This window comes from Pseudomonas sp. S2_H10, from assembly GCF_054668285.1.
The window spans coordinates 5543744-5555954 of record NZ_CP162754.1 but is presented as its reverse complement, the minus strand read 5'-3'; the positions used below and the strand labels follow the sequence as shown (position 1 = coordinate 5555954).

The following is a 12211-nucleotide window of genomic DNA, read 5'->3' as shown; positions in this document are numbered from 1 at the left end:
CTTAAATTCGGTTTCAGGTGCGCGAAGGCGTTAAACAGTAAAGGCGTCTTGCAGCAGTTTTTCCTGCTGTTCGGCGTGCATCGATGCGTAACCGCATGCAGGTGCAGCAGAAGCCTCACGGCCCGCGTACTCGAGTACGAGAGACTTGTTGAGGTTGCTGATGCTGCGACGCATGTGGTGTTGGCTGCAGTACCACGCACCCTGGTTCATCGGCTCTTCCTGGCACCAGACGGCAGCTTTGACGTTGGTGTAGGGAGCCAGGACTTCTTTCAAGTCGTCCTCAGGGAATGGGTACAGCTGCTCGATACGCACGATGGCGATGTCGTCACGGCCTTCGGCACGGCGTTTTTCCAGCAGGTCGTAGTAGACCTTGCCGCTACACAGGACAACGCGCTCGACCTTTTTCGGGTCCAGGGCATCGATTTCCGGGATAACGGTCTGGAACGAACCTTCGGCCAGGTCTTCCAGGGTCGAGATGGCCAGCTTGTGACGCAGCAGCGACTTCGGAGTCAGAACGATCAATGGCTTGCGCAGCGGGCGAATCACCTGACGGCGCAGCAAGTGGTAGATCTGTGCCGGCGTAGTCGGTACCGCGACCTGAATGTTGTGCTCGGCGCACAGCTGCAGGTAACGCTCCAGACGCGCCGAGGAGTGCTCCGGCCCCTGACCTTCATAACCGTGCGGCAGCAGCATGGTCAGACCGCACAGACGGCCCCACTTGTGCTCGCCACTGGTGATGAACTGGTCGATAACAACCTGGGCACCGTTGGCGAAGTCGCCGAACTGGGCTTCCCAGATCACCAGTGCATCCGGCGTGGTGGTCGAATAACCGTATTCGAACGCCAGCACCGCTTCTTCGGACAGGAACGAGTCGTACAGGTCGAAACGTGGCTGACCGTCGTACAGGTTTTGCAACGGGATGTAGGTACCCGCGTCTTTCTGGTTGTGCAGCACGGCATGACGGTGCGAGAACGTACCGCGGCCGATGTCCTGGCCGGTCATGCGGATCGGGTGACCTTCGAACGCCAGGGTCGCGTACGCCATGGTTTCGGCGTAACCCCAGTTGATCGGCAGGCCGCCGGCTTGCATCTTCTGACGGTCTTCGTAGATCTTCGCAACCTGGCGCTGAACCACGAAGCCTTCCGGGATTTCCAGCAGCTTGGCGGACAGTTCCTGCAAGGTCTTGAGGTCGAAACGCGTGTCGTGACGCGCGGTCCAGGCGTGGCCCAGATACGGACGCCAGTCCACGAACAACTCTTTGTTCGGCTCTTTGACCAGGCTTTTCACTACATGCAGCCCGTTGTCCAGCGCGTTGCGGTATTCGTCGACTTTCGCCTGAACACGCTCTGCGTCGAGCACACCGCCCTGGGTCAGACGATCGGCATACAGCTCACGGGTGGTGCGCTGTTTGGTGATCTGCTGATACATGATCGGCTGGGTGCCGCTTGGTTCGTCGGCCTCGTTGTGGCCGCGACGACGGTAGCAGACCAGGTCGATCACCACGTCACGCTTGAACTGCATGCGGTAGTCGATGGCCAGCTGGGTCACGAACAATACGGCTTCCGGATCATCGCCATTCACATGGAGGATCGGCGCCTGGATCATTTTCGCAACGTCGGTCGCGTACTCGGTGGAGCGCGAGTCCAGCGGGTTGCTGATGGTGAAACCAACCTGGTTGTTGATCACGATGTGCACGGTACCGCCGGTCTTGAAACCGCGGGTCTGCGACATCTGGAAGGTTTCCATGACCACGCCCTGACCTGCGAATGCAGCGTCACCGTGGATGGAGATCGGCAGAACCTTCTCACCGGTAGGATCGTTGCGACGGTCCTGACGGGCGCGAACCGAACCCTCGACCACCGGGGAAACGATCTCCAGGTGGGACGGGTTGAACGCCATGGCCAGGTGAACTTCACCGCCGGTGGTCATCACGTTGGACGAGAAGCCCTGGTGGTATTTGACGTCACCGGAACCCAGCTCGACCTTCTTCTTGCCTTCGAACTCGTCGAACAGCTCGCGCGGGTTCTTGCCGAAGGTGTTGACCAGCACGTTCAGACGGCCACGGTGGGCCATGCCGATGACGATTTCCTTGGTGCCGTAGGAACCGGAACGCTGGATCAGCTCGTCGAGCATCGGAATCAGGCTTTCGCCGCCTTCCAGACCGAAACGCTTGGTACCCGGGTATTTGGTGCCCAGGTATTTTTCCAGGCCTTCACCGGCGGTCACGCGCTCAAGCAGGTGGCTCTTGATGTCGGCGGAGTACGTCGGACGGCCGCGCACGCTTTCCAGACGCTGCTGGAACCACTGGCGCTGCTCGGAATCGGTGATGTGCGTGAATTCAGCGCCGATGGTGCGGCAATATGTCTGCTGCAACGCTTCGTGAATTTCGCGTAGGCTCGCTTCCTCTTTGCCGATGAACAGGTCGCCGGCACGGAAGGTCGTATCAAGATCGGCATTGGTCAAGCCGTAATGATTGATCGACAGGTCTGCAGGTGCAGGACGCTGCCACAGTCCCAGCGGGTCAAGCTGGGCTGCCTGGTGGCCACGCATACGGTAGGCCTGGATCAATCGCAGCACTTCAACTTGCTTCTTCTCGTGCTCACTGCTCACGCTGCCGGCGGAAACCGGTTGGGCGCGGCGCTGGTTCTTTGCCAGCAAGACGAAATGATCGCGAATTGTGGAGTGCGAAACATCGGTGGCAGAGTTGCCGTCAGCAGGCAACTTCTGGAAGTAGGTGCGCCACTCTTCTGGCACAGCGTTAGGGTCGTGCAGGTAGAGCTCATAAAGCTCTTCCACATAGGCAGCGTTACTACCGGATAGGTAGGCACTGTTCCACATGCGCTGCATCACGCTTTCTTGCATGCTTGGTCACCCTCGGTTAGGGGAACACCACCGGTGTCGACACCGAGCACGCTTGCAGAAGTCCGAATGCAGCGACCAAAACAAGCCACTAGGATCACACTGATAGTCCGGGTACCAGCCCGGATGCCCCTGCTTGTCTCATTTCTTCAAAATAAGAGCCGCAGCCTTTTAAGCTGCTGCTCAGGTTAAAACTACGGCGCCGGTTGAAGCCTGCGCCGTAGCATCTACGGGTACAACGGGTACAGCAGCTGAATCACACGCCGCTGGAGAGCAGCATGTTACGGATGTGACCGATGGCCTTAGTCGGGTTCAGGCCTTTCGGACATACGTTGACGCAGTTCATGATCCCGCGGCAGCGGAATACGCTGAACGGGTCATCCAGCGAAGCCAGACGCTCGGTAGTCTTGGTGTCGCGGCTGTCTGCCAGGAAGCGGTACGCTTGCAGCAGGGCAGCAGGACCCAGGAACTTGTCCGGGTTCCACCAGAAGGACGGGCAGGAAGTCGAGCAGCAAGCGCACAGGATGCACTCGTACAGACCGTCCAGCTTTTCACGCTCTTCTGGGGACTGCAGACGCTCGATGGCCGGAGCCGGCGTGTCGTTCTGCAGGTATGGCTTAACCTTTTCGTATTGCTTGTAGAAGATGCTCATATCAACGACCAGGTCACGGATAACCGGCAAACCTGGCAGAGGACGAACGATCAACTTGTTACCTTTTACGACAGCAGACAGCGGCGTGATGCACGCCAGGCCGTTTTTGCCGTTGATGTTCATGCCGTCGGAACCGCAAACACCTTCACGGCAAGAGCGACGATAGGAGAAACCCTCGTCCTGCTCTTTGATCAGGGCCAGCACGTCCAGCACCATCAGGTCTTTACCACCGGTATCGACCTGGAATTCCTGCATGAACGGCGCGGCGTCCTGATCAGGGTTGTAACGATAAACGCTGACTTGCAACATGGCTGCCACCCTTAATAAGTCCGAATCTTAGGTTCAAAAGTCGGAACAGTCTTCGGCGAGAAGTTCACGGCACGCTTGGTTACGCGCTTGTCACCCGGGAAGTACAGGGTGTGGCACAGCCAGTTTTCGTCGTCACGGTCTTCGAAGTCTTCACGGGCGTGGGCACCGCGGGACTCTTTACGCACTTCGGCAGCGATGGCGGTAGCTTCGGCCACTTCCAGCAGGTTCTGCAGTTCCAGCGCTTCGATACGGGCAGTGTTGAACGCCTGCGACTTGTCGTTGATCTTCACGTTGGCAATGCGGGTACGCAGATCAGCAAGCTGAGCGATACCTTTCTGCATGTATTCGCCGGTACGGAATACACCGAAGTAGTTCTGCATGCAGCTTTGCAGCTCGCGACGCAAGGTAGCCACGTCTTCGCCATCAGTACGGCTGTTCAGTGCGTTCAGGCGCGACAGGGCAGCGTCGATGTCGGCTTCGGTAGCGTCGTCGTACTCGATGCCGTCGGTCAGCGCCTTTTCCAGGTGCAGGCCGGCAGCGCGGCCGAATACCACCAGGTCGAGCAGCGAGTTGCCGCCCAGGCGGTTGGCACCGTGAACCGATACGCAAGCCACTTCACCTACAGCGAACAGACCAGGAATGATCTGGTCCACGCCTTCGGCGTTCTGGGTGATCGCCTGGCCATGAATGTTGGTGGCAACGCCGCCCATCATGTAGTGGCAGGTCGGAACAACCGGAACCGGAGCAACCACCGGGTCAACGTGCGCGAAAGTCTTCGACAGTTCGCAGATGCCTGGCAGACGGCTGTGCAGCACTTCCTCGCCCAGGTGGTCGAGCTTGAGCATCACGTGGTCGCCGTTCGGACCGCAACCGTTGCCGGCGATGATCTCTTTAACCATCGAACGGGCAACAACGTCACGACCGGCAAGGTCTTTGGCGTTCGGAGCATAACGCTCCATGAAACGCTCGCCGTGCTTGTTGATCAGGTATCCACCTTCACCACGGCAGCCTTCTGTAACCAGTACACCGGCGCCGGCGATGCCGGTCGGGTGGAACTGCCACATTTCAATGTCTTGTACCGGTACGCCGGCACGCAGCGCCATGCCAACGCCGTCACCGGTGTTGATCAGGGCGTTGGTGGTCGAAGCGTAGATACGGCCTGCACCGCCGGTCGCCAGCACGGTAGCCTTGGCGCGGATGTAGGTGGTTTCACCGGTTTCGATGCAGATCGCGATCACACCGACGAACTCGCCTTCGCTGTTCTTCACCAGATCGACAGCGTAGTACTCGTTCAGGAACACGGTACCGGCTTTCAGGTTGCCCTGATAAAGGGTGTGCAGCAGTGCGTGACCGGTACGGTCGGAAGCAGCGCAAGTACGCGCAGCCTGGCCGCCTTTACCGTAGTCCTTGGACTGGCCGCCGAACGGACGCTGGTAGATGCGGCCCTGCTCGGTACGGGAGAACGGCATACCCATGTGGTCCAGCTCGTAAACGGCAGCCGGGCCTTCCTGACACATGTATTCGATAGCGTCCTGGTCACCGATGTAGTCGGAACCCTTGACGGTATCGTACATGTGCCAGCGCCAGTCATCGTTCGGGTCGGCGGACGCGATTGCGCAGGTGATGCCGCCTTGAGCGGATACCGTGTGCGAACGGGTCGGGAAAACCTTGGTGATCACGGCAGTCTTGTGACCACCCTGCGCCAGTTGCAGCGCTGCGCGCATGCCGGCACCGCCGCCACCAATAATGATGGCGTCGAAAGAAATCGTTGGAATGTTAGCCATGAATCAGATACCCCAGAGAATCTGCACGCCCCAGACGAAGTAAGCGAACATCGCAACGCCGCATACTGCCTGGAAAAGGAAACGTATAGCGGTCGCGGACTTGCCGAACGCCATTGGCGTCAGGTAGTCGGTCGCGATGGTCCACATGCCGACCCAGGCGTGAGCGCCGAGGGCAACGAGGGCCAGGAGGCTGAAGATACGCATTCCGTTGTGGGCGAACAGTTCATGCCACTGGGCGTAGTCGAGGCCCGGGTTGGCCACGATGTATCCGATCAGGAAGATGAAGTAAGCCGCGAGAACGACCGCAGACACACGTTGCGCCATCCAGTCATAGAGGCCCGAACGCGACAGGTTCGTGACGTTAGTTACCATATCCAAACTCCTGCCAGAACGATTACCACCACGGAAACGGCGATAACGATTTTCGAGCCCAGCTTGCCGCCTTCCAGCGTCTCACCGATGCCCATGTCCATGATCAAATGGCGCACACCGGCTACCAGGTGATACAGCAGAGCGGACAGGATGCCCCATGTCACTAGCTTGGCTAGCGGACTGGTCAGACACGCTTTCACCTGACCGAAGCCTTCCTCGGAGCTCAGCGACTTGTCCAATGCGTAAAGCATGATGGCAAGGCACACGAAGAGGATGACACCGGAAATACGGTGAAGGATGGACGTGTAAGCAGTGACTGGGAGTTTGATGGTCCTTAGGTCTAGGTTTACAGGTCGTTGGCTTTTCACGGCTTTTTTTTCACACTGAAGAGCCCCTAACAATCAGGGCAAAGTTGTTGGGGAGTGCACTGGTCAGGTAACCACCACCCAGGGATGCGACCCCCAATGAAAGCAAGCCCAAAAGCCCTTGGCGGTCGGTGGCCGAGTATAGACAGTTAGGCTACTAATGACAACGCAAACACCTAACCCAAACAGCTGATTGCGCAACTGACATAAAAGGCGTAAATGGCAGTCAATTTCGAGGAAAAAGTCCGGTTAAAGCCTTCTGGAGCAAGACTTTAGGCAAATTGACATTCGAATTTATCTCACTATAGTGGTGCGGGCCCTGCGTGGGGGGTCTGTCTGATGATTTCAAGCATAAATAGGAGGCCACATGGCTGACAAAAAAGCGCAGTTGATCATCGAGGGCGCAGCCCCCGTCGAGCTGCCCATTTTAACCGGCACCGTTGGTCCCGATGTTATCGATGTTCGGGGCCTGACGGCCACGGGCCGTTTCACCTTTGACCCAGGCTTCATGTCGACCGCCTCGTGCGAGTCGAAGATCACCTATATCGACGGCGACAACGGCATCCTGCTGCACCGCGGCTACCCGATCGAACAGCTGGCTGAAAAGTCGGACTACCTGGAAACCTGCTATCTGCTGCTCAACGGCGAACTGCCGACCGCAGAACAGAAGGCCCAGTTCGTCAGCACCGTGAAGAACCACACCATGGTTCACGAGCAGTTGAAGACCTTCTTCAACGGCTTCCGTCGCGACGCCCACCCGATGGCTGTCATGTGCGGCGTAGTCGGCGCCCTCTCGGCGTTCTACCACGACTCCCTGGACATCAATAACCCGCAGCATCGCGAAATTTCCGCGATCCGCCTGGTTGCCAAGATGCCGACCCTGGCCGCAATGGTTTACAAGTACTCCATGGGCCAACCCATGATGTACCCGCGCAACGACCTGTCGTACGCGGAAAACTTCCTGCACATGATGTTCAACACCCCGTGCGAGATCAAACCGATCAGCCCGGTGCTCGCCAAGGCCATGGACCGGATCTTCATCCTCCATGCCGACCACGAGCAGAACGCTTCGACCTCCACCGTACGCCTGGCCGGCTCTTCGGGCGCCAACCCGTTCGCCTGTATCGCCGCCGGCATCGCTGCACTGTGGGGCCCTGCCCACGGCGGTGCAAACGAAGCCGTACTGACCATGCTCGATGAAATCGGCGATGTTTCGAACATCGACAAGTTCATCGCCAAGGCCAAGGACAAGAACGATCCGTTCAAACTGATGGGCTTCGGTCACCGCGTTTACAAAAATCGCGACCCGCGCGCCACAGTCATGAAGCAGACCTGCGACGAAGTGTTGAAGGAACTGGGCATCCAGAACGATCCGCAACTCGAACTGGCCATGCGCCTGGAAGAGATCGCCCTGACCGACCCGTACTTCATCGAGCGCTCGCTGTACCCGAACGTCGACTTCTACTCGGGGATCATCCTCAAGGCGATCGGCATTCCAACCAGCATGTTCACCGTGATCTTCGCCCTGGCGCGGACCGTCGGCTGGATCTCCCACTGGAAGGAAATGCTCTCCAGCCCGTACAAGATCGGCCGTCCGCGCCAGCTGTACACCGGCTACGAGTCGCGTGATATCACCAAGCTGGAAGACCGTAAGTAAGATTTTTCTTGCTGTAGCGTGTTGAGATGTACCGGAGACGGCCTCTGCCTTTTATATAAGAGCAGGGGCCGTTTTTGTTTGTGTCTCGTTTTTTTGATCGGGGGCATATCCGTTGCTTAGGTAACGGCGGCTTATGGTTCCGCTCTTACAGCGGGTCACTTTGGAAAAGCCCCAAAGTAACCAAAGGGCTCTTGCCCCTGTCGTTCGGTGCCTCGCCTAGGCTCGGCATGCCCTCGCTCCGGTCCTGCTCCGTGGGCCCGCCGCCATCGGCCATCCATGGCCGGGGGCGGCTAACCCGGCATCCATGCCGGGTTGCCCACTGCGCAGAACCTCCACTCGGCCTCTCGAGGGGGCAAGAAGATCAAAAACCAAAGCCAAAGCCAAAGCCAAAGCCAAAGCCAAAGCCAAAGCGAGGCAGCCTGATCGCGAGACTGTACACACCTTCCTGTAGGAGCCGGCTTGCTGGCGATGACGCCATCCCAGCCAACCCTGCTGTAGCTGACACACCGCCATCGCCGGCAAGCCAGGCTCCTACAGAGATTGAGTACATCTGAGAGAGATTGGGCGGCTGTCAGCCCACCATCGCCAGCAGGCTGGCTCCCACAGAAAAGCAAAAGCAAAAGCCGCGTACACCCGCCGCTCTTCACCACTCATCAGGCCGAGCGTTAGCTCGCCTGCAGCTCTTGATCTTGATCCACCCGCCCCCTCGGGAGGCTGAGTGGAGGTGTTCATCCGGGGATTGGCGCGCAGCGCCGTTCGACGCAGTCGAACTCATCGCATGTAGGTGCCAGCGAAGCCAACCGGAGGGCGATGCCCCCGGATGAATGCCGGAGCGAAGGAACGCCGAGCCTTAGCGAGGGGCCGGACGCAAGGGGCGAGCGTTTTTTTGGTTACTTTTTTTAGGCGCTTGTAAAAAAAGTGACTCGCCGTAAGGGCGAAACCATAAGCCGCCGTTACCGCAGAAATGGATATGTACTCAGTCAGATAGCCATCGCTGGCAAGCCAGCTCCTACAAGACCACGTACATCAGCCAAATACGGGGCGGTTATCGACCAATAAAAAATGCCCCGATCTCTCGACCGGGGCATTCAATGTCAGTGCTACTTATATCTTAGTGCGAAACAGCCCCACTCGCCCCCAACCCAGTCTGCGAACGAACAAACTGCGGGAAGAACAGCGCACGCTCATTGTCAGCCGCCGTGGATTTGTCAGTAATCGAGAAGAACCAGATACCGACAAACGCAATGATCATCGAGAACAGAGCTGGATACTCATACGGGAAGATAGCCTTCTCGTGATGCAGGATCTGCACCCAGATGGTTGGCCCAAGGACCATCAAGCCAACAGCGCTGATCAAGCCCAACCAGCCACCAATCATCGCACCGCGGGTGGTCAGCTTTTTCCAGTACATGGAAAGCAGCAGCACCGGGAAGTTGCAGCTCGCCGCGATGGAGAACGCCAGGCCCACCATGAACGCAATGTTCTGGCTCTCGAACAGGATACCCAGACCAATTGCCAGCACCGCCAAAGCAATAGTGGTGATTTTCGAGACGCGAATCTCGTCCTTCTCGTTGGCCTTGCCCTTCTTGATCACGCTGGCGTACAGGTCATGGGACACCGCCGAAGCACCGGCCAGGGTCAGACCGGCAACCACTGCCAGAATGGTCGCGAACGCCACCGCCGAGATGAAGCCCAGGAAAATGCTGCCACCGACCGCGTTGGCCAGGTGCACCGCCGCCATGTTGTTGCCGCCCAACAGAGCGCCAGCAGCATCCTTGAAGGCCGGGTTGGTGCTGACCAGCAGGATCGCGCCGAAGCCGATGATGAAGGTCAGGATGTAGAAGTAACCAATGAAGCCGGTTGCGTACAGCACGCTCTTGCGCGCTTCTTTCGCGTCACTCACGGTGAAGAAGCGCATCAGGATGTGCGGCAGGCCAGCGGTACCGAACATCAGCGCCAAGCCAAGGGAGAACGCCGAGATCGGGTCTTTCACCAGGCCGCCAGGGCTCATGATCGCTTCACCTTTCGGGTGAACCTTGATCGCCTCGGAGAACAGTGCATTGAAGTCGAAGTTGACGTGCTTCATCACCATCAGCGCCATGAAGGAAGCGCCGGACAGCAGCAACACTGCCTTGATGATCTGCACCCAGGTGGTCGCCAGCATGCCGCCGAACAACACGTACAGGCACATCAGGATACCGACCAGGATCACCGCAACGTGGTAGTCGAGACCGAACAGCAACTGGATCAGCTTGCCGGCACCCACCATTTGCGCGATCAGGTAGAACGCCACCACCACCAGCGAACCGCAGGCGGACAGCGAGCGGATCTGGGTTTGCCCGAGGCGGTAGGACGCCACGTCGGCAAAGGTGTATTTGCCCAGGTTACGCAGGCGTTCGGCGATCAGGAACAGAATGATCGGCCAGCCCACCAGGAAGCCGATCGAGTAGATCAGGCCGTCGTAGCCGGAGGTGAACACCAGCGCGGAAATACCCAGGAAGGACGCCGCGGACATGTAGTCACCGGCAATCGCCAGACCGTTCTGGAAACCGGTGATCTTGCCGCCAGCGGCGTAGTAGTCGGAGGCCGACTTGTTTTTCTTGGACGCCCAGTACGTGATGCACAGGGTCGCGCCGACGAATGCGATGAACATCAGGATCGCGGAAACGTTGAGGGGTTGCTTCTGCACGGCGCCGGTCAGGGCGTCAGCCGCCCAGGCGCCAGGTGCGAACGCTGCGATGCTCAAAAGAGCCATTAGACGCCGGATCATTGCTGAGCCTCCTTGAGAATCGCATTGTTCAGGTCGTCGAATTCGCCATTGGCGCGGCGCACGTAGATGCCGGTCAGGATGAAGGCCGAGACAATCAGCCCGACACCGATCGGGATGCCCCAGGTAATCGAGGACTCAGGGCTGATCTTCGCCCCCAGTACATGCGGCCCGTAAGCAATCAAAAGGATGAATCCGGAGTAAAGCCCTAGCATGATCGCCGAAAGAATCCAGGCGAATCGTTCCCTCTTGCTAACCAGCTCCTTGAAGCGCGGGCTGTTTTGAATCGAGAGGTAAATGCTGTCGTTCATTGTTTTTATCCTCGCAGCACAGATTAAGTTGGAACGGTATCCACTCTATGCGGCTGCGGGGCAGGTTCCAGACGACCTTAGTCTTAGAACCACATGACAGAACTGCCAATTGTAGGAGCGAGCTTGCTCGCGATGAATTCGCAGACGCCACGCTATTTCTGAAAGCACGCGTTAACGTTCACGTCCATCGCGAACAGGCTCGCTCCTACAGGGTACAGCGAGATGCCTGTTACTTGGTCCAGTCAGCAACACGCTCTGGGTGTTTGGCTACCCAATCCTTCGCCGCCGCTTCTGGCTTGGCACCGTCCTGGATCGCCAGCATCACCTGACCGATCTCATCCTTGGATTCCCACTGGAAGTTCTTCAGGAACTTGGCCACTTCCGGCGCCTTGGCCTCCAGGCCTTTGCTGCCGATGTTGTTCACGGTTTCAGCCGCGCCGTACACGCCTTTCGGGTCTTCGAGGAAGCGCAGTTTCCACTTGGCGAACATCCAGTGCGGCACCCAGCCGGTCACTGCGATGGATTCATTCTTCTTCTCGGCACGGGTCAGCTCGGCGATCATGCCGGCGCCGGAACTGGCCTTGAGTTGATAGCCGGTCAGGTCGTAGTCCTTGATGGCCTGATCGGTCTTGAGCATCACGCCTGAACCGGCGTCGATGCCGACGATGCGGTTCTTGAAGCTATCGTCGGTCTTCAGGTCCTCGATGGACTTGGCTTTAACGTACTCCGGCACGATCAGGCCGATTTTCGCGTCCTTGAAGTTCGGGCCGTAATCGACGACCTGATCCTTGTTCTTCGTCCAGTAATCACCGTGGGTCACCGGCAGCCAGGCCGACAGCATGGCGTCGAGCTTGCCGGTGGCAACGCCCTGCCACATGATCCCGGTGGCGACGGCTTGCAGCTTCACGTCATAACCGAGTTTCTGCCTGATCACTTCCGCAGCCACGTTGGTCGTGGCAACGCTGTCCGACCAGCCATCGACATAACCGAGAGTCACTTCCTTGCCGGCGGCACTGGCCACGGTGGAGCTGATTGCCAGCACCAAAGCGGCACCTGCGCCCAAGAGTCGTCGCATCTTCATCGTTACTTCCCCGAAAGTGCTGCGCTCGACGGATGCCGAGTCGCTTAAACGTAT

At 58.4% G+C, this 12211-nt stretch carries 9 protein-coding genes; 1 reads left to right on the top strand and 8 read right to left on the bottom strand.

The window, feature by feature from the left end:
* Positions 1 to 30 precede the first annotated feature (30 nt).
* The 5 genes from AB4O16_RS25020 to sdhC form a co-directional block, all read right to left on the bottom strand.
* Positions 31 to 2862 carry a 2-oxoglutarate dehydrogenase E1 component gene (locus AB4O16_RS25020; protein ID WP_150715594.1) on the bottom strand — a complete coding sequence of 944 codons (2832 nt, stop codon included), beginning with the start codon at positions 2860 to 2862 and terminating at the stop codon, positions 31 to 33.
* Positions 2863 to 3115: 253 nt separating this feature from the next.
* Entirely contained in the window at positions 3116 to 3820 is a 705-nt protein-coding gene (locus tag AB4O16_RS25015) for a succinate dehydrogenase iron-sulfur subunit (protein ID WP_053118486.1), read from the bottom strand.
* An 11-nt stretch (positions 3821 to 3831) separates the two neighbouring features.
* Positions 3832 to 5604, bottom strand: coding sequence for a succinate dehydrogenase flavoprotein subunit (gene sdhA / locus AB4O16_RS25010; RefSeq protein WP_150715593.1), 1773 nt, complete (start codon positions 5602 to 5604; stop codon positions 3832 to 3834).
* A gap of 3 nt (positions 5605 to 5607) precedes the next feature.
* A complete protein-coding gene (gene sdhD / locus AB4O16_RS25005) occupies positions 5608 to 5976 on the bottom strand; it encodes a succinate dehydrogenase, hydrophobic membrane anchor protein (RefSeq protein WP_056721678.1) in 369 nt (122 codons plus the stop codon).
* Positions 5970 to 6344, bottom strand: a complete 375-nt coding sequence (sdhC, locus tag AB4O16_RS25000; protein WP_032829628.1) for a succinate dehydrogenase, cytochrome b556 subunit — start codon at positions 6342 to 6344, stop codon at positions 5970 to 5972. Before sdhC ends, sdhD begins: the two co-directional genes overlap by 7 nt.
* Before the next feature lie 364 nt (positions 6345 to 6708).
* On the opposite strand from sdhC, the gene gltA reads away from it, so the two are divergent.
* Complete coding sequence (gene gltA / locus AB4O16_RS24995; protein WP_007977501.1) at positions 6709 to 7998, top strand: citrate synthase; 1290 nt, start codon at positions 6709 to 6711, stop codon at positions 7996 to 7998.
* Positions 7999 to 9109: 1111 nt separating this feature from the next.
* On the opposite strand, the gene AB4O16_RS24990 is transcribed toward gltA, so the two are convergent.
* From AB4O16_RS24990 to AB4O16_RS24980, 3 genes are all read right to left on the bottom strand, one after another.
* On the bottom strand, positions 9110 to 10768 hold the full coding sequence (locus tag AB4O16_RS24990; protein WP_160388297.1) for a cation acetate symporter: 1659 nt from the start codon (positions 10766 to 10768) through the stop codon (positions 9110 to 9112).
* Positions 10765 to 11076, bottom strand: coding sequence for a DUF485 domain-containing protein (locus AB4O16_RS24985; RefSeq protein ID WP_008061165.1), 312 nt, complete (start codon positions 11074 to 11076; stop codon positions 10765 to 10767). Before AB4O16_RS24985 ends, AB4O16_RS24990 begins: the two co-directional genes overlap by 4 nt.
* Before the next feature lie 229 nt (positions 11077 to 11305).
* Positions 11306 to 12157: a glycine betaine ABC transporter substrate-binding protein gene (locus tag AB4O16_RS24980; RefSeq protein ID WP_150716436.1), complete on the bottom strand. Its 852-nt coding sequence runs from the start codon at positions 12155 to 12157 to the stop codon at positions 11306 to 11308.
* Positions 12158 to 12211: the final 54 nt, after the last annotated feature.